The 21,343-nt window shown below is 68.5% G+C and carries 16 protein-coding genes and 4 tRNA genes; 8 read left to right on the forward strand and 12 right to left on the reverse strand.

Going from position 1 to position 21,343, the window contains the following annotated elements:
- Window positions 1-3: 3 nt before the first annotated feature.
- A complete protein-coding gene (gene sigJ / locus AB0H42_RS25165) occupies window positions 4-933 on the reverse strand; it encodes an RNA polymerase sigma factor SigJ (protein WP_357059968.1) in 930 nt (309 codons plus the stop codon).
- Between the two features lie 104 nt (window positions 934-1,037).
- On the opposite strand from sigJ, the gene AB0H42_RS25170 reads away from it, so the two are divergent.
- Complete coding sequence (locus AB0H42_RS25170) at window positions 1,038-1,613, forward strand: GNAT family N-acetyltransferase (protein ID WP_357059971.1); 576 nt, start codon at window positions 1,038-1,040, stop codon at window positions 1,611-1,613.
- Window positions 1,614-1,719: 106 nt separating this feature from the next.
- Here AB0H42_RS25170 and AB0H42_RS25175 read toward each other — a convergent pair whose 3' ends face one another.
- The 3 genes from AB0H42_RS25175 to AB0H42_RS25185 form a co-directional block, all read right to left on the reverse strand.
- Window positions 1,720-2,811 (reverse strand): 3-deoxy-7-phosphoheptulonate synthase, encoded by a 1,092-nt coding sequence (locus AB0H42_RS25175; RefSeq protein ID WP_357059974.1) that lies wholly within the window; start codon window positions 2,809-2,811, stop codon window positions 1,720-1,722.
- Window positions 2,812-3,067: 256 nt separating this feature from the next.
- Window positions 3,068-3,535, reverse strand: a complete 468-nt coding sequence (locus AB0H42_RS25180) for a carboxymuconolactone decarboxylase family protein (RefSeq protein ID WP_357059977.1) — start codon at window positions 3,533-3,535, stop codon at window positions 3,068-3,070.
- A gap of 97 nt (window positions 3,536-3,632) precedes the next feature.
- Window positions 3,633-4,511 carry an oxidoreductase gene (locus AB0H42_RS25185; RefSeq protein WP_357059980.1) on the reverse strand — a complete coding sequence of 293 codons (879 nt, stop codon included), beginning with the start codon at window positions 4,509-4,511 and terminating at the stop codon, window positions 3,633-3,635.
- 204 nt (window positions 4,512-4,715) lie between these two features.
- Here AB0H42_RS25185 and AB0H42_RS25190 point away from each other — a divergent pair, with 204 nt between their 5' ends.
- Window positions 4,716-6,326, forward strand: a complete 1,611-nt coding sequence (locus AB0H42_RS25190; protein ID WP_357059983.1) for an AMP-binding protein — start codon at window positions 4,716-4,718, stop codon at window positions 6,324-6,326.
- Between the two features lie 60 nt (window positions 6,327-6,386).
- Here AB0H42_RS25190 and AB0H42_RS25195 read toward each other — a convergent pair whose 3' ends face one another.
- The gene (locus AB0H42_RS25195; protein ID WP_357059985.1) at window positions 6,387-7,700 is read right to left on the reverse strand and encodes a salicylate synthase; all 1,314 of its coding nucleotides are present in this window, start codon (window positions 7,698-7,700) and stop codon (window positions 6,387-6,389) included.
- A gap of 239 nt (window positions 7,701-7,939) precedes the next feature.
- On the opposite strand from AB0H42_RS25195, the gene AB0H42_RS25200 reads away from it, so the two are divergent.
- Together AB0H42_RS25200 and AB0H42_RS25205 are read left to right on the forward strand one after the other, a co-directional pair.
- On the forward strand, window positions 7,940-10,429 hold the full coding sequence (locus AB0H42_RS25200) for a glycerol-3-phosphate 1-O-acyltransferase (RefSeq protein ID WP_357059987.1): 2,490 nt from the start codon (window positions 7,940-7,942) through the stop codon (window positions 10,427-10,429).
- Window positions 10,426-11,880, forward strand: coding sequence for a 1-acylglycerol-3-phosphate O-acyltransferase (locus AB0H42_RS25205; protein WP_357059990.1), 1,455 nt, complete (start codon window positions 10,426-10,428; stop codon window positions 11,878-11,880). Before AB0H42_RS25200 ends, AB0H42_RS25205 begins: the two co-directional genes overlap by 4 nt.
- Window positions 11,881-11,886: 6 nt before the next feature.
- Here the strand turns inward: AB0H42_RS25205 and AB0H42_RS25210 are convergent, their stop codons facing one another.
- The 6 genes from AB0H42_RS25210 to AB0H42_RS25235 form a co-directional block, all read right to left on the reverse strand.
- Complete coding sequence (locus AB0H42_RS25210; RefSeq protein WP_357059993.1) at window positions 11,887-12,606, reverse strand: polyprenol monophosphomannose synthase; 720 nt, start codon at window positions 12,604-12,606, stop codon at window positions 11,887-11,889.
- Window positions 12,607-12,767: 161 nt separating this feature from the next.
- Window positions 12,768-12,950 carry a hypothetical protein gene (locus AB0H42_RS25215; protein WP_357059996.1) on the reverse strand — a complete coding sequence of 61 codons (183 nt, stop codon included), beginning with the start codon at window positions 12,948-12,950 and terminating at the stop codon, window positions 12,768-12,770.
- Between the two features lie 74 nt (window positions 12,951-13,024).
- Window positions 13,025-13,098, reverse strand: a tRNA-Phe gene (locus tag AB0H42_RS25220).
- A 55-nt stretch (window positions 13,099-13,153) separates the two neighbouring features.
- Window positions 13,154-13,230: transfer RNA gene (locus tag AB0H42_RS25225), tRNA-Asp, on the reverse strand.
- A gap of 27 nt (window positions 13,231-13,257) precedes the next feature.
- Window positions 13,258-13,333: transfer RNA gene (locus AB0H42_RS25230), tRNA-Glu, on the reverse strand.
- 95 nt (window positions 13,334-13,428) lie between these two features.
- The gene (locus AB0H42_RS25235; protein WP_357059998.1) at window positions 13,429-14,091 is read right to left on the reverse strand and encodes a TetR/AcrR family transcriptional regulator; all 663 of its coding nucleotides are present in this window, start codon (window positions 14,089-14,091) and stop codon (window positions 13,429-13,431) included.
- Between the two features lie 874 nt (window positions 14,092-14,965).
- On the opposite strand from AB0H42_RS25235, the gene AB0H42_RS25240 reads away from it, so the two are divergent.
- Together AB0H42_RS25240 and AB0H42_RS25245 are read left to right on the forward strand one after the other, a co-directional pair.
- Window positions 14,966-15,038 (forward strand) — tRNA-Lys (locus AB0H42_RS25240).
- Between the two features lie 455 nt (window positions 15,039-15,493).
- The gene (locus AB0H42_RS25245) at window positions 15,494-16,462 is read left to right on the forward strand and encodes an acyl-ACP desaturase (RefSeq protein ID WP_357060001.1); all 969 of its coding nucleotides are present in this window, start codon (window positions 15,494-15,496) and stop codon (window positions 16,460-16,462) included.
- 87 nt (window positions 16,463-16,549) lie between these two features.
- Here AB0H42_RS25245 and AB0H42_RS25250 read toward each other — a convergent pair whose 3' ends face one another.
- Complete coding sequence (locus AB0H42_RS25250; RefSeq protein WP_357060004.1) at window positions 16,550-17,179, reverse strand: hypothetical protein; 630 nt, start codon at window positions 17,177-17,179, stop codon at window positions 16,550-16,552.
- Window positions 17,180-17,428: 249 nt separating this feature from the next.
- Here AB0H42_RS25250 and dusB point away from each other — a divergent pair, with 249 nt between their 5' ends.
- Window positions 17,429-18,577 carry a tRNA dihydrouridine synthase DusB gene (dusB, locus tag AB0H42_RS25255; RefSeq protein ID WP_357060007.1) on the forward strand — a complete coding sequence of 383 codons (1,149 nt, stop codon included), beginning with the start codon at window positions 17,429-17,431 and terminating at the stop codon, window positions 18,575-18,577.
- Window positions 18,578-19,696: 1,119 nt separating this feature from the next.
- On the forward strand, window positions 19,697-21,328 hold the full coding sequence (locus tag AB0H42_RS25260; RefSeq protein WP_357060010.1) for an LCP family protein: 1,632 nt from the start codon (window positions 19,697-19,699) through the stop codon (window positions 21,326-21,328).
- The last annotated feature ends 15 nt before the right edge of the window (window positions 21,329-21,343 follow it).

A 21,343-nucleotide genomic window follows, 5' to 3' on the forward strand; every position in this document is an offset into this window, starting at 1 on the left:
CGGTCAGCGCAACCGGACCCCCTGCAGTTTCGCCGGGTTGGCGTGGTCGTAGGCGCCCTGGATCACGCCGTCCACCACGGTGAATCCCATCACCCGCGACGGGAAACCGGGATGGTCACCGTCGCCGGGGCGGGCATGGAACAGCACGCCGAGCTGTCCGTTGACCCGGACGAACTCCATATCCCCGGCGCCGAAATCGACGCCCGGCCGGTCCAGGCCGTAGCGACGGATGAGGCCGAGGAACAGCCGGGCGCATTTGTCCGGTCCGTAGATGACATTGTGCGCGGTCTGCGTGGTGCCGCCGGCATCGCCGATCATCTTCGCGTCCGGATGCAGCACCGCCGCCACCGCGCGGGCATCGCCGGTCCCCAGCGCAACCAGCAGTTTCTGCACGGCCGCCTCGTGTTCGCCGTCGGCGGCGACCGGCGGCGTCTGTTCGCGTACGACCTTGCGCGCGCGGGCGGCCAACTGCCGGGCCGCTTCCGGAGTGATGGCCAGGATGCCGGCGATCTCCCCGTAGGGCACCTGCAGACCTTCATGCAGTACGAAGGCCACGCGTTGCGGTGGGGTGAGCTGATCGAGCACCACCAGGGCGGCCATCCGGAATTCCTGACGCTGCACCACGGCGGCGAGCGGGTCCGGACCGGGCATGCCGGTCAGCGGGGTCACCACCGGCTCCGGGAGCCATTGGCCGACATAGCTTTCCCGGCGCACCGCGGCACTGCGCAACCGGTCCAGGCAGAGCCGGGAGACCACGGTCGTCAACCAGGCGCGCAGGTCCTCGATCTCCGACTGCGCGGTGCCGGCCAGCCGTAACCAGCTTTCCTGCACCGCGTCCTCGGCATCGGCCACACTGCCGGTCAGCCGGTAGGCCACCGCCAGCAGATGCCCACGATGGGACTCGAAGAGATCGGCGAGAAGCGTGGCTACCACCGCCGGAATTCTACGGAGTCCCGCTGCCCGGCCGGACAGCGACCCGGCCCGGCGGCCCGGGAATTCGGATGCCGAACACCCTCTCGAACTGCCACCATCGACGGGTGGAGGAGCGCACACTGACCGACGGGACCGTCTGGCTGAGCCGGCCGGTGGAATCCGATATCGAGGCGATCGTCGAATGCTGCCAGGACCCGGCGATCGCCGAATGGGTGACGGTTCCGGTGCCCTACGGGCGCGCCGATGCCGAATATTTCGTCCGCACCAGGTCGGCCGAGGGCTGGGCTGCCGGCAGTCCGTGCTGGGCGATCCGGCTCGGCGAGCACGGCCGGCTCGTCGGCACCGTGGGGCTGGGCGTGCGGCCGCCGGACGAGGGCTCCGCCGAAATCGGTTACTGGCTCGCCGCCGAGCACCGCCGCCGGGGCCTGATGTCGCGGGCGATCGTGCTGGCGTGCGATTTCGGCTTCGACCCGGCGGGGATGGGCCTGACCCGAATCCATTGGCGGGCTTTCGTCGGTAATCACGCGTCCGCCGCCGCGATCCGCGCACAGGGTTTCCGCTACGAAGGTCTGGCCCGGCTGGGCAGCGTCTTGCGCGGAAACCGTCGCGACCATTGGATGGCCGCCCGCCTGAACACCGATCCACCGGGCCCGGCGAACGACTGGCCGGCCGGGGTCTGATCCGAGGCGTCCGTCGTATTCGGCGGTGGCGGCCGGATCCGCACGGCCGCCGGCCCGGCCGCCCGCGCCACGGACGCGTGGCCCGTACGGCGCAGTGACCGGATCGTCAGGGCCGGCGGCGCCGGGCGACAGCGTCGGCCAGCCGGTTCAGCTGGGCGGCGGTGGTGTCCCAGTCCATGCATGCGTCGGTGATGGACTGGCCGAAGGTGAGATCGGCGGACCGGCCCAGGGTGAGGTCCTGACGGCCCTCTACCAGGAAGCTCTCCAGCATCACGCCCACCACACCCGGTTCACCCGCGGCCAGCCGCTCGGCGATATCGGCGACGACGACGGGCTGCCGCCGGTGGTCCTTGTTGCTGTTGCCGTGGCTGGCGTCGACCACGATCCGCTGCGGCAGCTTCGACTTCTCCAGCCGCGCGCAGGCGTCGGCCACCGAGGCCGCGTCGTAGTTGGTGCCGCTGGATCCGCCGCGCAGGATCACGTGGCAGTCCTCGTTGCCCGCGGTCTGGATCAGCGCGGCCCGGCCGTCGAGGTCGGTACCGGGGAATACATGGCTGGCCGCGGCCGCCCGGACCCCGTCCACGGCGACCTGCACATCGCCGTCGGTCCCGTTCTTGATTCCGACCGGCATGGACAGGGCACTGCTCAGCTGCCGGTGCACCTGGCTGGCCGCGGTGCGCGCGCCGATCGCGCCGTAGGAGACCAGATCCGAGATGTACTGCGGGGTGATGGGGTCGAGGAACTCGCAGGCCACCGGCAGACCCAGCGCGGTGATGTCGAGCAGCAGCTGACGGCCGATACCCAGCCCGGTGTTGACATCGAAGCTGCCGTTGAGATGGGGATCGTTGATCAGCCCTTTCCAGCCCAGCGTGGTGCGCGGCTTCTCGAAGTAGACCCGCATGACCAGATGCAGCCGGTCGGAGAGTTCCGCCGACGCGGCGGCCAGCCGCCGTGCGTAGTCGAGCGCGGCGGCCGGATCGTGCACCGAGCACGGCCCGACGACCACCATCAGGCGGTCGTCGGCCCCGTTGAGCACCTCGACGGTGGACTTACGTCCGGCCCGCACGGTGGCGGCGTGATCGTCGGTGATGGCATGGACCCGGCGCACCTCGGCCGGGGAGCGCAACGGGCTCACGCTGAGGGTGCGCTGATCGTCCAGATCGGAATGGTGGGCGTCGATATCGACTGCGGTTGTCATCGTGGGTGGTGTCCTTCTCGTTCGGGCCGACCCACGGAAATATTCACCCGTCGAGCCGGTCGTCATCCGGCTCGGGGGAAACTGGTCAGCGCGCGTGGTAGCCGCAGACCGACCCGCCCCGGGCCGGCTTGCTAAACCAGAAATACACGCGCTGCACGATTGGTCACGGTACCAGGCGGTTGACCACGGAGGTGGAGGCGGGGCGGAATCGCATGGAGGAAAGTGATACTCGACACAATCCCGCCCCGGCGCCGTTTCAGAACTGACCGGGCTCGTAGTTCCCGGCCGGGGTGTGGGCGAGGGCGTTCAGCCGGTTCCACGCGTTGATGGTGGCGACGGCGACGAGCAGCCCACCGATCTGGTCCTCGTCGTAGTGCTTGCGCACCCGCTGCCAGGTCTCCTCGCTCACCCCGCCGCCGTCGGCCAGCCGGGTGCCCGCCTCGGTGAGTTCGAGCGCGGCGCGTTCGGCCTCGGTGAAGACGGTGGCCTCCCGCCAGGCGGCGACCAGGTTGATCCGCAGCGTGGATTCCCCGGCGTGCAGGGCGTCCTTGGTGTGCATATCCAGGCACATCGCGCAGCCGTTGATCTGGCTGGCCCGGATTTTCACCAGCTCGTAGGTGGCGGCGGGCAGACCCGAGCCCTCGGCCACCTTGCCGGCGGTGACCAACCGCTTGACGTAACTCGCGGTGACCTTGTTCTCGAAGAGATTCACACGGGGTTCCATGTCCGGATTCCTTTCGTTCCTGCCTTGTCACAGAGATGACGACGCACCGGACACAGGTGTGACATCCCGCGGTGGGCACCGCGGGCGGGCGGGGCGATCAGGCCGAGAAATCGAACTTCACGTCGGTCAGCCGCTCCGAGAGTTCCCACAGCGAACGTGCGGTGAGCTGGTCTTTCGCCCGCTTCGAGCAGCCCGAGCGTCCGGGGTGGCCGCGCATCCCGCCCAGGCCGGTCGGTCCGTAGTAGGCGCCCGGCTCGACCGGGGCGGTAGCGGCGAAGAGTTCCGGCAGCGCCCCCATCTCCGCACTCTGCGCGAACACCTTGTTACCGATGTTCATCACCGAGTCGAGCACGGTCTCGGTATGGGACTGCAGTTCGGTGGCGGCGTAGCCGGGGTGGGCCGCCACCGACAGCTTCGCCGAACCGGCCGCGGCGAGCCGGCGCTGCAGTTCGAAGGCGAAGAGCAGATTGGCCAGCTTCGACTGGCCGTAGGCCGACCAGCGCTTGTACGGGCGCCGCTCCCAGTTGAGATCCTCGAGGTCGATGGCACCGGCCGCGTGGGCACCGCTGGACAGGGTGACCACCCGCTCACCGATCTTGCCGAGCAGCAGGCCGGTGAGCGCGAAATGGCCGAGATGGTTGGTACCGATCTGCATCTCGAAACCGTCGGCGGTCCGCCGCAGCGGTACCGCCATCACGCCGGCATTGTTGATCAGGACATCCGCGCTCGCCACCCCGGCGGCGAACTCCCGGACCGAGGACAGATCGGCCAGGTCCAGCTGCCGGACCTGCGCCCGCTCACCGATCTCGTCGGCGACGGCCTGCCCCTTGCCCACATTCCGGCAGGCCAGGATCACCTGCGCCCCGGCTCCGGCCAGGGCTCGCGCGGCGACCGCGCCGAGCCCGCTGTTCGCCCCGGTGATGATGACGGTTCGACCCTGCTGATCGGGGATGTCCCCGACGCCCCAACCACTCATGGGGCGAGTCTAATGCGCGCCGGGGATGTGCACCGGGCGCGACGGACCGGGTATCCCGAATAGCATCCGGATCCCTCGCTCACCGCCAAGACCTGCACGGACGAGACACGCCCTTCTCAAACGATATAGGGTTGCCTAACCTATTAACGGACCGGAAACGCGCCGCACACGCCTTCGAGTCCCTGTTTACCTATGAGGCATATCGTGACTTCCACCGCCGCCGGCACCCACCGTGACGGTTATGTTCCCTTCCCCGAGGATCTGGCCGAGACCTACCGTGCCGCCGGCTACTGGACCGGCACCACCGTGGGGGATCTGCTCCGCGATACCGCGCGCCGCAGCCCGGAGCATCCGGCACTGCTCGGCGACCGGCCGCTGACCTACGCCGAACTGGACGCGGAAGCCGACCGGATGGCCTACGGGTTCCTGGCCCTCGGGATCGCGCCGGGCGACCGGGTGATCGTCCAACTGCTGAACACCCCCGTCTTCGCGATCGCGCTGTTCGGCTTGTTGCGTGCCGGCATCATCCCGGTACTCACGTTGCCCGCACACCGCCGGGCCGAGATCGAACACCTGGCCGGTCTCTCCGGCGCGGTCGCGTACCTGGTCGCCGACCGCCAGGGCGATTTCGACTACCGGCAACTGGCCGCCACCCTGCTGACCACCGTCGAGTCGTTGCGCCATGTCCTGGTCGCCGGTGCGGCCGGCGAATTCACCGAGCTGACGTCCATCGCCCGGGACACCGGTTCGCTGCCCACGGTCGACCCCGCCGATATCGCGCTCATGCTGGTCTCCGGCGGCACCACCGGTCTCCCCAAACTCATCGCCCGCACCCACGACGACTACGTCTACAACGCCACCGCGAGCGCGGCCGTCTGCGAACTCGGCGACCGGGACGTCTACCTGGCCACGCTGCCCGCCGCGCACAACTTCCCGCTGGCCTGTCCGGGCATCCTGGGCACGGTGGCGACCGGGGGCGCACTGGCCTTCGTCGCCGATCCGAGCCCGGAGAGCGCCTTCGCGGCGATCGAACGCCATCGCGTGACCGTCACCGCGGTGGTGCCGCCGCTGGCGCAATTGTGGTCGGCCGCGGTGGACTGGGAGGACGCCGATATCTCCTCCCTGCGGCTGCTACAGGTGGGCGGCGCGAAACTGGCCGAGGTGAACGCCCGGGAGGTGGCGCCCGCGCTACGGGTGGCACTGCAGCAGGTCTTCGGTATGGCCGAGGGGCTGCTCAATTTCACCAGGCTCGACGACGATCCGGATATCGTCTGCACCACCCAGGGCCGTCCGCTGTGCCCGGCCGACGAGATCAGAGTGGTCGACGAGGACGGCATGGATGTCGCACCGGGCGCGGAGGGCGAACTGCTCACTCGCGGCCCGTACACCCTGCGCGGTTATTACCGTGCCCCCGAACACAATGTCCGCGCCTTCACTCCCGACGGTTACTACCGCAGCGGCGATCTGGTGCGGCAGCTGCCCAGTGGCCACCTGGTGGTGTCGGGCCGGATCAAGGACGTGATCAACCGGGGCGGGGAGAACGTCTCCTGTGACGAACTCGAGGAGCATCTGCTCGCCCACCCCGCCGTCCGGCACGCGGCCGCTGTCGGCCTGCCCGATCCCGGACTCGGCGAAAAGGTCTGCGCGGTACTCGTCGTCACCGGCGATACGCCCACCCTTGCCGAGATCAAGGAATTCCTCACCGGGCGCGGTCTGGCGACCTACAAACTCCCGGACGTCCTGCGCCGCGCGGACACCCTGCCGCTGACCGCGGTGGGCAAGATCGACAAGAAGGCCCTGCGCGCCCAGGAGTAGGACGGGAGACGGTCCGGTCCACGGGCCCGCGACCGTTTCCGTACCGGCCGACCGGGTGCCCTACGCCCGCACCACGTAGGGCGCCACGCTGCCCAGCTTCTCGCAGGTCTCCTCGAACTCCCGTTCGGGTCGCGACTGCGCGACCACCCCGGCGCCCGCGCGCAACCACGCACCCGCACCGGTCTGGTACACCGCGCGCAGCACCAGCGCGGCTTCCAATGCGCCGGTCGGCGAAACCATCAGCACCGCACCGGAGTACAGACCACGTGGGCGGTCGTGCCGGAAGACCGAATCGACCCCCGGCCGCTTCGGAATACCCGATGCGGTCACCGAAGGGAAAATGGCGTCCAGCGCGTCCCAGGCTGTACGGCCGGCCGCCAGGCGCCCCCGGACGGTGGAGGCCAGGTGTTGCACACTGCCGCGTTCGCGCACCGCCATGAAATCCGAGACCGAGGTGGTGCCGGGTTCGGCGATCGCACCGATCTCGGCGAAACAGGTCTGTACCGAGAGGGCGTGTTCGACGATCTCCTTCGGATCGGAGATCAGCTCCGCGCGCGCGGCACTGTCCATCTCGGCTCCCAGCCCGAAGGCGCGGGTGCCGGCCAGCGGTTCGGTGCTGACCGTCCGGTCGTCGTCCACCGAGAGCACCAGTTCCGGACTGAACCCGGCCGCCTCCAGTCCGCCCAGATTCAGCAGGAAGGAGCGAGCGGGAGTGTTGTGCGCCCGGCCGAGCCGGTAGGTGGCCGGGATATTCACCGCGAAGGGCAACTCGACCTTCCGCGAAAGAACGACCTTCTGATACCGCCCGGACTCGATCTCCGCCACGGCCGCGGCGACGCGCTCGCGGTAGCCGGAGGTGTCGATCCGCACATCCACCGGATGGGGTTGCGGGAGCGCGGTATCCCGGGAACTCGCCACAGTATCGGCGAGAGTCGCGGCCTCGTCCGGATCGGCTCCGGTGATCCACACCGCCCCGGTGGGGTCGATCCGTACCTCCACGCGCGGGATCATCAGACGGACCAGGGCGGCGCCGGGACGCAGATACCCGGTTGCGCCCAGCGACCACGCGCAGAATTCGAACCCGATCCACCCGTAGGCATTGCGGCCGGTCATCGGCAGTTCGGCGAGCACATTGTTCATCACCGCGGCCGGGCTGCCGGACCAGCCGCGGGCCGTGGTCTCGCCCGCCCAGGTGATCCGCAGTTCGCCGGCGTCGAGTTCGACGGTGCCGATCGGGTCCGCGGCGAAGACCCATTCTCCGCCGCGCTCGTAGACCACATGGTCGCCGAAGTGGCCCTCGGCGGCCAGGCGGGCCATGGCTGCCGCGGGGTCGGTCACATACTCGGCGCGTAAACGTTCATCAGTGGTCGACAACGATCCTCCAAGGCTAACCGACCCAAGCTCGGAAGTAAGGTTAGCATTACCTCTTCTCATCGGAAGGTCTCGGAAACTACCGGAAACGAGCCAAACAACCCCAACGGCGCGAGAGCCGTCCATAGTGGTTTGCAAGGAGTATTTTCGAGCCGACGACCGATCTGGTCCCGCCGATCCGGTCACACGGCCCCGGCCCGGGCCGGGGCCGGCCGCCCCCATCCGAGCAGAGGATCCACACCATGATCGAGCACCGAAGTGGAGCTCCGGCAACCTCCGACCTGCCGCTGGAATCGGTGGTCGCGCTGGTGGATTCGGCTTCGGGTACCGAACGCGAACTGATCGGGCGCTGGATCGCCGACGGCGGCCTGGCCGCCGCACTGGGCGTACGCGCCCCGGTCACCCAGCTCGACCTGGACGCCGGTGCCATCGCCGACCGGCTCACCGGCCGCGCCGACGATCCACTGGTGGTCCCGGTGCGGGTGCTGTGGCTGCCGCCCGAACGCGACGGCGTCCGGCGGGTGACCTTCGGTGACCTCGCACAGCTCACCAATCCGCGCCGCCCGAACCGGCTCGCCCAGCGGCGGCTGATCGAACGGTCCCCCGACCGGCACCTGGTACTGACCGGCAGCCCGGCCCGGCTGAGCGAATTGCGGGCCAACAATCCCGAGGCCACCGCCCTGCACTACGCCGGCACCGCCGACCCGTTCGCCCGCGCGGTGGTGCGCGCCGCGGTGGTCGCGCTCGAACGCGCGGAACGCGGCGTGATCGGTGACCGGTACAAGGTGCCCCGCCTGGTCACCGAAGAGATACTGGACTCGCCGGAATTCCTGCGGCGGCTCGAATCGATCGCCGACGAGATCGGGGCCGATCCGCAGGAGGTGCACCGGCGCGCCGAGAAAGCGCTGAACGAACTGGTCGCGGCGCAGAGCCGTATGGTCTCGGATCTGTTCACCCAGGCCATGCGCCCGGTCCACGCGTCGACCTGGAAGGTGGACTGCGACGAATCCGGGCTCACCGCCCTGCGCGATCTCAACCGGCGCTACCCGCTGATCTTCCTGCCCTCCCATCGGTCCTATGTGGATGCCTTCGTCCTGGGCGATGTGCTGGCCCGCAACGATTTCCCGCCCAACCATGTGGTGGGCGGCGCGAACCTGCGGTTCTGGCCGATGGGCCCGATCGCCCGGCGCACCGGGACCATCTTCATCCGGCGCAGTTTCGGTGGCGACACGGTCTATCAGGCCGTGGTCGAGGAGTACTTCGGCTATCTGATGGCGCGGCGGTTCAACCTGGAGTGGTACTTCGAAGGCGGCCGCACCCGCACCGGAAAGCTACGCCCGCCCCGCTACGGACTGCTCAACTATCTGGCCGCGGCCGTGCGCCAGGAACGAATCGCCGACGCGCTGCTGGTCCCGGTCTCGATCACCTACGAGCGGCTCAACGAACTCGGCGCCATCGCCGACGAGCAGATGGGCGGTCGCAAGAAATCCGAAGGCCTGGCCTGGCTGGCCCGTTATGTCCGCAACCAGCAACATTCCGCCGGGCACGTCTACGTCCGCTTCGGGGCCCCGCTCTCGGCGCGCGAGCGTCTCGCCGCCCACGGCGATCCGCTGATCACGACTCCGGTCACCATCCCGCTGCGCCCGGCCGACGCCACCGGCCGGGCCCGGACCGACCCCGACGAGCCTCACGACGAAATCGGCGAGAAAGAACGCCTGGCGGTACAGCGGCTCGCGTTCGATGTCGCCGTGGGTATCAACTCGGTCACCCCGATTACCGTCAACGCCCTGGTCACGCTGGTCCTGCTGGGTGTCCACCAGCGGGCACTCACTCGGGCCGAGGTCTGCGAGGCACTCGCCCCGGTGCTGGACTACATCGAACAGCGGGATCTGCCGTGCGGCGAGATCGCGAAACTACGCGACGAGCAGAGCCTGGCCGTCGTCCTCGAGCAGTTGTCGCTCGCGAAGGTGGTCACCGTCTACCGCAGCGGGGTCGAGCCGGTGTACTCCATCGAGGCGGGCGCCCACCTCGAAGCCGCGTTCTACCGCAACAGCGCGGTGCACTGGTTCGTCGATCGCGCCATTGTCGAACTGGCGATCCTGGCCGCGGTCGACGCCGCGCCGGACGATCCGGCCCGTGACGCCGTCGGGCCGGACGCCGACGCCCTGGATATCGGCTGGGACGAGGCCTACCGGCTGCGGGACCTGCTGAAATTCGAGTTCTTCTTCCCGGACCGAACCGAGTTCGCCGAGCGGATCACCGCGGAGATGTTGCTGATCGACCCGCGCTGGCGGTCGCGGTCGCGCGACACACTCGGCAGTGAGATCCTGGCCGCACTCACCGGCACCGGCTTCATGATGGCCCATCGGGTACTGCGCTCGTTTTTCGATGCGCAGCTGGTGGTGGCCGAACGACTGGCCGCCCGGGACCCGGCCGCGCGGGTCGACCGCAAAGAGTTCGTCGACGAGTGCGTGTCGGTCGGCAGGCAGATGCTGTTGCAGCAGCGGCTGCACAGTACGGAGTCGGTTTCCACCGAACTCTTCGGCAGTGCGCTGAAACTGGCCGCCAATCGTGGGCTGCTCGAACCTGCGGACCCAAAGTCGGTGGAATCGGTGGCCGAACTCGCCGCCCGGCGTGCCGAGTTCGCCGAGCGCCTGCGCACCATCGGCTTCCGGATCTCCCGGGCCGCCACCCTCGACCCGTCCAATCTCCCGGCCGGACGGGTCCGATGAGCACGCGGGCAGCGGGCACCGAGCATATCGGCGAAGACCCCGCGCCGGCCGGGATCGACGCGGTGGTGGCCGCCATTCGTTCGGGCCCCCGCGGCCCCGGGGTCGGCGCGGTCTTCGACCTGACGGCGCTGGCCGAACTCGGGTCCGCGCCCGCGCCGCGGTGGCGCGGGCCGGACCGCGAGCTGCTGAAAACGCTGTTCGACCAGTTGCGGCACAGCGGTGCGAGTTCGGCGGGTGATGTGCTCGAGCGCGGCGTGCGGGCCGCGGCCGGCCGGACGCCGGAAGAACTGACCGCGCTGGGCGAACGCCTGTTCAAACGGGGCTGGTACGACCGGATACGTCCCGAGCTGCTGCGTTTGGTGCAGGAACATATCGCGGCCGGGCACACCGTGGTGTTGACGGGGGACGCGGCGGATTTCCAGTTACGTCCCGCGGCCGCCGCGCTCGGTATCCCGCAGGTGCTCGGCAGCCGACCGGCGGTGGCCGGGGGGCGGCTGACCGGGCTCCTCGAGGGCGAAGTGCGGTACGGCCCCGAAAAGGCCGAAGCGGTGTCGGAATTCGCGGCCGCCCACGGGGTCGACCTCGCGCGTTCCTATGTCTACAGCGGCAGCGCGGGCGATCTCCCGCTACTGTCCCGCGGCGGCACGCGGGTACCGATCGCACCCGACCCCGTGCTCGCGGCCACGGCGGCCGAGTACGGCTGGGCCCCACTCGCCGTGGGCCCGCGCACCGCGCCGCGCCCAGCCGACTATCTGCGGACCGCGCTGGGGCTCTTCGCTCTGCTCGGCGGAGCGCTGTACGGGGTACTGCGCAAGTCCTACACCCGAGACCGGCGGGCCATGGCCGACGCCCTCATGAAGTACGGCACCGCCTGGCCGCTGCGCCTGTGCGGGATCCAACTCCGCGTCACCGGCGCGGAGCATGCCCGTCACCCGCGGCCCGCGGTCTTCCTGTTCAACCATCAGAGCCAGTTCGACGTGCTCATCGTGCCCGCGGTGCTCGGCGGGCACGTCACCGGCGTCGGTAAGAAGGAACTCATCCGGCATCCCGTTTTCGGCCCGCTCATGCGGTTCGTCGGCGTCACCTTCATCGACCGTTCGAACACCGACCTCGCCAAGGCCTCGCTGGCCCCGGTGGTGGATACCCTGCGCGGCGGCCTATCCGTCGCGATCGCCCCGGAGGGCACCCGTTCCTACACCGCGCAGCCCGGCAGGTTCAAGAAGGGCGCCTTCCACATGGCCCGGCAAGCGGGGGTGCCGGTGATTCCGGTGGTGATCCGCAATGCCGCCGAGGTCGGCCGGCGGGATTCGATGATCGCGCGCCCCGGGGTGGTCGAGGTGGCGATCCTGCCGCCGATCGCGGTGGACACACAGGACCCGTCCGACCTGGACGCGAAAGTCGCCGAGGTCCGGCAGCGCTATCTCGACACGCTGCGCGACTGGCCGCGCTGAACGGTGTCAGAGGGCGCGGCCGAGAAGCAGCTTCCACGGCATCAGCGCCGATTCCAGCTGCACCTTCAGGCTCATCTTGGAAGCTCCGACGGTCCGCTCCTCGAAGCGGATGGGTACCTCGGCGATACCGATGCCCTGCTGCTTGGCCCGGTAGTTCATCTCCACCTGGAAGGAGTAGCCGTTGCTGCGGATCGCGCCGACCTCGATGGCGCGCAGCGTATCGGCCTCCCACGCCTTGAAACCGGCGGTGGCGTCCTTGATTCCGAGCCGCAGGATGGTATTGACGTAGAAATTGGCCCACGCCGAGAGCGCCTTGCGGTACCACTTCCATTCCGCCGCGGTGGAACCGCCGGGCACATAGCGGGACCCGAGCACGACTCCGATACCCGGCCGGTCCAGCTCCTCCAGCATGGCGGGAATCACCTCGGCGGGATGGGACAGATCGGCGTCCATCTGGATCACCACATCCGCGCCCTCCTCGAGGGCCCGGGTGATGCCGGCGATGTAGGCCCGGCCCAGCCCCTCCTTCTCCGTGCGGTGCAGTACCGACACGACGTTGGGCAGCTCCGCGGCCAGCTTCTCCGCCACCTCACCGGTGCCGTCCGGCGAATTGTCGTCGACTACCAGCACGTGCAGGCCGGGCACGGGTAGCGCGGTCAACCGCTCTACCGCTACCGGCAAATTGTCCCGCTCGTTGTAGGTCGGCACAACAACGGTAACCCTCAAGGGTCGCCCTCCCTGCTCACCTGGTCTCGCCCGGCGGCCGGGTACAGCAGGCCGCGAGCGTCGCTACGTTACCCGTGAACGGTAGCCCAACCGCCCACCCGGGAATGCAGCGCACCGGTGATAGCGTCGCCGAGCGGGGCCATCGGCACTTCTCGGGCGAATCAGTCGCCCTCGTGATACGCCCGATCCGCCGCGTCCTGCGTGGCATTGCGCTGCCGCACGATCTCGAGCGCACGTTCGGCCGTGGCCTGATCCGGATACGGCCCCATACGGTCCCGGAACCAGCACTGACGCCCACGTTCGGCGCGCTGATGCTTCAAGCAGTAATACCACCGTTCGGCCATGGTCACAGCATTCCACCCGGCCGGGATCCGAAACAGCAGAAACCCCCCGATCGTGGTGATCAGGGGGTTGATTGTGGCCAGGGCCGGGATCGAACCGGCGACCTTTCGCTTTTCAGGCGAACGCTCGTACCAACTGAGCTACCTGGCCGCAGGCACCCGGAACGAATGCCATCCGATGGAAGCCGGATCGCTCCGGCATCCATTGGCGACCCTGACGGGACTCGAACCCGCGACCTCCGCCGTGACAGGGCGGCGCGCTAACCAACTGCGCCACAGGGCCTTGCTGTGTGCCACCTACTCACATAGGTGGTACCCCCTACGGGATTCGAACCCGCGCTACCGCCTTGAAAGGGCGGCGTCCTAGGCCGCTAGACGAAGGGGGCTCGTCCCGGATTTCTCCGGACCGGCTTTTCAACGGCTGTCCGTTGGGAGCTCGCATAGCTTATGACAGGGTGCACACAATTCCCAAATCCGCTGGTCAAGCGGGGGAACCCAACTCTTCCAGACGTGCGCTCGCCCGCCACCCCGACCGGCCGAACTCCGCCACCCACGCCGGGGTACAGGTGGCCTGGACCAGGACCTCCAGCGACTCCTGGAACCGGGTGCGCAGATCCGGCTCGCCGCCGTGGGCGTCGGCCATATAGCGCTGACCGATCAGCGCGCCGGCGAGGGTTCGGGTGAAGCGGTCGGGATCGGTATCCGGGCGCAGCTGACCCTGTTCGATCGCCGCGACCGTCAGATCGCGGATGGCCGCGGCGAGCATCGGACAGCCGCCGCGGCCCTGCCGATGGAAGCCGGGGTCGATGACGAGCCGGAATTCGGCCTGCACGATTATGTCGTGCTCGAGTCGCAACGCGAGTTCGTCGAAGACGCCGTGCAGAACGTCGAGCGGGCCCAGGTCCGTGCGCACGAGCCAGCGATCGATGGTGCTGCCGTATCGCTCTATCGCCGAATCGAGAACGGCCCGCGCCAGATCTTCCTTCGAATCGAAATGGAAGTACATGGCGCCCTTGGTCGCTCGCGATCCTTCCAAAATGCGGTTGAGCGAAGCCGCGGCATAGCCGCTCTTCCCGAACTCAACGGCGGCGGACCGGATAATTGCTGCCCGTGTCCGACGGGCCCGCTCTTGCTGCCGTGCCATGCTCGAAACGCCTCCGAAGCCTTGTGCAATCCGCGGGATTTCCACCCGCGGAATGCTCGCGACCGTTCATCCGCCTTTGAGGAGCGGGCCGAGGCCGCGAACTTATCCTGTTGTATGCCGACCTGCGGTCGGTTTATTGACCTGTACCGAACCTTTGGTACGAAACCCAGCCCGCAGAGGAAACACACCGACTGGTACAATTCGATGGCCCGGGTGCGCCGCAGGGGGTGCGCATCCGGGCATTCCGTTGCGCCGTTCCTGGTCCCCCATACGCCTCCCGCAGCGCTGTCCCGAGTGACACCCCGAATTCGCTGATTGGTCACGGTACTCGGAATCTCGTACCGGCATGCGGTAAACCGGTACAGCGGGCTACCATTTCGCCATCCGGATTTCGCGAACCGGGCACCGACGGGGCCGAACGAATGGCCGAGCGAATCCTTCGGTAACGCAGGATCTTCGACCGCCCGGGCAGGTTCGGAGCCGGTACTCAGCCGGCCGCTCCGACCCCTGGATGGATACCGCCCCGCTCATGCGCCCCGCCCGGAGCGCAACACTCCGAAAATCCGGTTCCCGAACCCCACAGCTGCGAGAAATCTGCCTTCACCGATCCAAAGGCATTGGTATCCAACATATTTGGATCGTATCGTGCTACCCGTTGTATCAACAATGCCGCAGGTACCGTGATACCGAACTCATGGGTATGGTTTCCGGCTCACCAGGCCCGCCGAACGGGCCCGACCTCCCCTACGACCCCATCGGGCCGCCGCCGGCCCGGACCATGCCGGACCGGGCCGCGCGGCCCGAGTGACGGAAAGCACCAGCATAGCCACCCGATTACGAGAAACGCGGACTCGACCAGTACACTTGCGGCCGCGCCCCTATAGCTCAGTTGGTAGAGCTACGGACTTTTAATCCGCAGGTCCCAGGTTCGAGCCCTGGTGGGGGCACCCCGGGCGCCCGGCCCACCGACCGGGCGTCCACTTTTTCTTCCCGCCCCCGGCTGGTCCACCCTGTGAGTTGGACCAGCCTTGTCCCGGCCGCACTGTGACCGGAGCCGACACGCGCGGACTTCTTTCGGTCCAACGCCCGGGCGTCCCCATGACGACGATGAACACGCCTGATCAGCCCCGTAACTTCCAGCCGGACGCCGGCCGCGCACCCACCGATGTGCTATTTCCCACGGCCGCTAACGCAATCGGGACACCGGGCGATACGCCCATGACTGCGGATCCGGCCATACACTCGGGTGGGAACACCGGGCAGGGGCACCTGCGCCAACGTGCGCTCTTTCACGGTCGGATGCGTTTCGCATCACACCTACGGTGCCGTAAGGTATGGCCGCATCGGCAACGGTCTACATCAGGTGCCCCGCACCAACGCAACATATGAAGGGCTTGATTACATGGCAAGGGATCTGACTCAACTCGAGCTGCTCACAGAGTTGGAGCCGGTTGCCGAGCAGAACGTCAACCGGCACCTCTCCTTGGCAAAAGAGTGGCATCCGCACGACTACGTCCCGTGGGACGAAGGTCGCAACTTCGCCGCACTCGGCGGACAGGACTGGGACCCCGACCAATCCAAGCTCAACGAGGTCGCCAAGGCGGCCATGATCACCAACCTGCTCACCGAGGACAACCTGCCCTCCTACCACCGGGAAATCGCCGAGAACTTTTCCCAGGACGGCGCGTGGGGGACCTGGGTCGGCCGCTGGACCGCCGAGGAGAACCGGCACGGGATCGCCATGCGCGACTACCTGGTGGTGACCCGCGGCGTCGACCCGGTGGCGCTGGAGCAGGCCCGCATGGTTCATATGACCAACGGGTTCGCCTCCCCCGCCGAGGTCGACGCCGGCTTCCTGCATTCCGTCGCCTATGTGACCTTCCAGGAGCTGGCCACCCGCGTCTCGCACCGTAATACCGGCAAGGTGTGCGACGACGCCATCGCCGACCGCATGCTGCAGCGCATCGCGGCCGACGAGAACCTGCACATGATCTTCTACCGCAATATGTGCGGCGCGGCCCTCGACCTGTGCCCGGACCAGGCTCTGGAAGCCATCGCCCTGATCGTGGAGAATTTCCAGATGCCCGGCGCCGGTATGCCGAATTTCCGGCGCAACGGTGTACTGATGGCCAAGCACGGCATCTACGATCTGCGCCAGCACCTCGAAGAGGTCGTCCAGCCGGTTCTGAAGAAGTGGAACATTTTCGGCCGTACCGACTTCACCGCGCGTGGCGAGCAGACGCGGGAGCGACTCTCCGGTTTCCTGGACAAGCTCTCCCAGGATGTCGTGAAGTTCGAAGAACAGCGCGACCGGATGCTCGCCCGCGAGGCCGCCAAACGCGAGAAGGCCTTCGCCACGGTGAACGGCTGAGCGTCCAGCAACAAGGAACACCCCGACCGAGACCGCCGGTACCACCGGCGGTCTCGTCGCATTCACGAACGACCCCCGCGACACCTCTTATTTCATCGGCAGGGCACCGTCCACGCCGCCCACATCGGTGATCTGCCGGCCGGAGTTCTCGTCGACCGTCACCGTGTAGGTGACCGTGGTCTGCGTACCGTCCGGATTCTGGGCGTTGGTCGAGGTCACATTCACGAAGACGTTCACCTTGTAGACCCCGTCCTGTTCGGACATGACCTTCGCGGTGATGGGGGCGGCGGTCGAGGTCCACTGCAGCGGCACCAGGATCTGTTCCAGTTTCGGCGCGGTGTCGTCGAACTTGCCCGCCAGCCGGGGGCTGGTGTTCTTCTTCAGGGCGGCGATCCAGGCGTCGAGATCCTTGAAGTTCACGGTGGCCGCGCCCACCGCGTACTCGGTGGCCAGCTGCTCGGCATGGCTGTCCGCCGCGGCGCGCTCGTCGCGATCGGCCAATTCGCCTCGTGCGGTGAGATACAGCACGGCGAAGACGATCGCCGCCACGGCGAGCACCGCGACGACCGCGCCGCGGATCAGGCTGGAAACCTGGATGGACACCGTGCCCGGGCGGGCTTCGGCCGGGGCCGGTTTCGCGGGCGCGGCGACGGGTTCGCCCGCGCCACCGGCGGTCTCCTCCGGCTCGCGACCGGCGTCATCGGTGTTCTCGGCCATGGATGTCGTCCTCTTTCGATTGCTCCCGATCGGGGCAGCGGCCCCGGCGGTGTATCCAGCGGAAATCGGGCGGCCGGCGGGTCCGGCGTTCACGAGGCTAACGCCCGGCCGGACCGGACCGGCAGCTACCCCGCGGGGCTTGCCGCAACGGTCACCGCCGCAGCCGGAAGACCTCCCGGCGGCGTGCTGTCGCGCGGTGAGGCACCCGACAGTGACCGGGCCCGGACGCTCGAGGGAAAATAGAACACTGTGCGAACACAGTTGGAGCAGGAGACACCTCTGCGAATCGGCCCCTACCCGGTCGATCCGCCGGTCGTCCTCGCGCCGATGGCCGGTATCACCAACCTGGCCTTCCGCAAGCTCTGCCGGGAGTTCGGCAGTCCGACCGCGATCTACGTCTGCGAGATGATCACCGCCCGCGCGGTGGTGGAACGCAACGAGAAAACGCTGCACATGATGGCGTTCGACGAGGGCGAATCGCCGCGGTCGATGCAGCTCTACGGTGTGGACCCGGCCACCCTCGGTGAAGCCGTCCGGATCATCGTCGGCGAGGGCTGGGCCGATCACATCGATATGAACCTCGGCTGCCCGGTACCCAAGGTGACCCGGCTCGGGGGCGGCGCCGCCCTGCCCTACAAGCGCAATCTGTTCGCCCGGATCGTCCGGGAGATGGTCCGGGCCGCCGAACCGGCCGGGGTGCCGGTGACCATGAAATTCCGTATCGGAATCGACGACGAGCATCAGACCTGCCTCGATACCGGTCGCATCGCCGAGAGCGAAGGCGCGGCGGCGGTCGCCCTGCACGCGCGGACCGCGGCGCAGCGCTACTCCGGGACCGCCGACTGGTCGGCCATCGCACGCCTGAAAGAGGCGGTCACCACGATCCCGGTGCTCGGCAACGGCGATATCTTCAGTGCCGCCGACGCGGTGACGATGATGGCGCAGACCGGCTGCGACGGGGTCGTGGTGGGGCGCGGCTGCCTCGGCCGGCCCTGGCTGTTCGCCGAACTCGGAGCCGCCCTGCGGGGCGAGCCCGCGCCGGTGCCGCCCACCCTCGGAGAGGTCGGCGCGATCCTGACACGCCATGCCGGGCTGCTCGCCGAACACCACGGCGAGGACAAAGGCATGCGTGACCTGCGCAAACATATGGCCTGGTATTTCATGGGCTTCCCGCTGGGCGCCGAGTTGCGGCGCAGTTTCGCGACGGTCTCCTCGCTGACCGAACTCGAAACGCTCATCGAGCAGCTCGATCCCTCCGTCCCGTTCCCGGCGGATGCCGGCGGCCCCCGGGGCCGGCAGGGTTCGCCGGGCAAGGTCGCGCTTCCGCACGGTTGGCTGGACGACCCCGAGGACGGGACCGTCCCGGCCGCGGCCGATGTCATGCACAGCGGCGGCTGAATTACCTGCAGCGGGCCACCGACCGATTCGACACGCCGATTCGACACGCCGCGGAATCGTCACGTGCGCGTGCAAACATAACTGCGGGCAACTTCCCAGCATTTACCGCTTTTGCTGCCCTCTCGTAATGTCCGAGTGGCTCCCGATGGCGAAATCGTTATCATTGCGGAATCCCGCGCAGCCTTTCGATCACGGTTGCGTCGGCAGTGAGTTGCGGAAAAGCGAGGTTCATTAGTGGGTGACGATCGGCACGGGCGATCATCAGGGCCCGGAGGTCGCGCACCGTGGGAGCGGTATCCCGCGGGAGAGTCCCCCGACATGGACGAGGCGCGAGGGTCTCGTCGGCCACGGCAGCCGGAGCCGCCCGCCAACCCCGGGCCGCTGACGGTCCAGGATTTGGTCGACCGGGTGGACAGTGAGCGGACGGTCCGGCGGCGCGAGGGCGACGCCCCCCGACACGGAGCACCGGATGGCCCGCCCCCGGGGCGCGCGCCGCGCCCGCCGGGTCCGGGACCGCGGCCTGGCGCCGACCAACGCCCCCGGCCGGAGCAGGGCGGTCCCGACGGTCCACCCGCAGCGCGGCCGAACCGGCCGGCGGCTCCTCCACAGCGTCCCGCTACACCCGCGCCGGGCCGGCCCTCCACCGGCTCGACTCCCGCCGCGCAACCAGGTCCGGCGGAGGGTAGGCCCGCGGGACCGCCACCCCGTCGTCCCGACCGGCCGCAACCCCCCACGGCCCGCAACCAGCCGCCCGCCCCCCCGCAGCGGCCCGGCCCGGAGCAGCCCGGGCGCTCACCCGGCCGCCGGCCCGGCGGCGAGATGCCGCCCGGCCCGAACGCGTCCCGTCCGCCGACCGGCAACCGGGCGGCGGTGCCGCCGCCCCCCAAGCCCACCCCGGATCCGTCGCAACGTCCGCCGACCGGACAGCATCCCGCCGCGCCGCCGCCGGTCGAGCCCGGCGATCCGACCACCGTGGTTCCCCAGCAACCCGACCCCGCCCGAGGCGGCCCGCGACCGGGTAGCGAAGCGGCACCGAAACGGTCCCGGCAATCATCCGGCACACCTCGGCGTGGCAAGAACGCGAAAGCCGCGGCCGTGGTAGCCGCGGACCCCCCCGAAATGGTCACCGATATTCTCGACCCGCTCGACGAGACCGATTCCCGGATCAGCGGCCGGACCGATACCGCCGGCTGGCCGACCTCGGGACCGGCCGCCCCGGAAACCATCGGTAAGCCGAAACGACGGCAGGCCCCCGAGAGCAAGCGCAACAGGCGGCTCCGAATCGCCGGCCGCGCCGGGGTGGCCTTCTTCTCCGTCCTGGCGCTGCTGATCACCGGTGGCGGCTGGAGCTATCTGCGCGCCACCGGTAACAGCTTCACTCAGGTGTCCGCCCTCGCCGAGAACGAGGACGACGTCATCGATGCCCATGCCCAGCTCGGTGACGAGAACTATCTGATCGTCGGCACCGATACCCGGGCCGGGGCCAACGGCGATATCGGTGCGGGCACCGTGGAGGACGCCGAGGGCGCCCGGGCGGACACCACGATGCTGGTACACATCCCCAAGGACCGGTCGCGAGTGGTCGTCATGTCCTTCCCGCGCGACCTCGATGTCACCCGGCCCGACTGCTACGGCTTCGACGAGGAGAAGTGGGATTACACCGAAGAGCTCTTCGATTCGGCCATGAACAGCAAGCTCAATGCCGTCTACGCGCTGGGTGGCCCCCGCTGCCTGCTGTCCACCATCCAGCGACTGACCGGCAGCACCATCAACCATTTCATCGGGATCGATTTCGCCGGGTTCGAACAGATGGTGAACAAGGTCGACGGTGTCGAGGTGTGTGTATCCAAGCCGCTCGAAGACGGGGTGCTCGGCACCATCATTCCGGAGGCCGGCCGCCACCGCATCGACGGCGCCACGGCCCTGAATTACGTACGCGCACGCCATGTCTACGGCGAAGAGCGCAGTGACTACGATCGGATCAACCGGCAACAGAAATTCCTGGCCTCGCTGTTACGCGGTGCGCTGTCCGGAAAAGTCCTGTTGGATCCCGGAAAGATGAACGGCTTCATCAAGGCATTCACCGAGGCCACCTTCGTCGACGGGGTCCAACCCAACGACCTGCTGATGCTCGGCCGATCGTTGCAGGACCTGGAGTCGGGAGCGGTGACCTTCCTGACCGTTCCCACCGCGGGCACCACCTCCTACGGCAACGAGATCCCGCGCACCTCCGATATCCAGGCGATCTTCCAGGCGATCCGCGACGATCAGCCACTGCCGGGAGAGAAGACCGCACCCGCACCACCGCCGACCTCCGAAGCACCGGTGCCGCCGTCACTCACCGCGGTCGATCCGAGCACCCTGTCGCTGCTGGTCTCCAACGGCTCGGGAATCGCCGGCCTGGCGAGTTCCACCGCCAGCCAGATGGCCAATGTCGGTTTCAACATCTACAACTACGACAACTACACGGAGGGAAACGCGACCGAGACGAAGGTCCGCTACTCCGCCGGCCACGAGGCCGAGGCGGCCACGGTCGCGAGCGCGATTCCCGGCGCGACCATGCAGCTCGACGAGTCGCTGGGCAGCATTGTCGAACTCGTCCTCGGCGAGGATTACCAGCAAGTGGTGAACGAGCCCACCCCGGTCGGCAGCCCTATCACCGATGTGCCGCCCACCAGCACATCGCCGGTCGAATTGCCCACCGACCTGGAGCACGTGAACGCCGGAGACGATCTCTGCGCCACCCAGTGACTCAGCCGGGAACAA

This window comes from Nocardia sp. NPDC050799 (genome assembly GCF_040654015.1).
In the GTDB taxonomy this organism is placed as follows: Bacteria; Actinomycetota; Actinomycetes; order Mycobacteriales; family Mycobacteriaceae; genus Nocardia.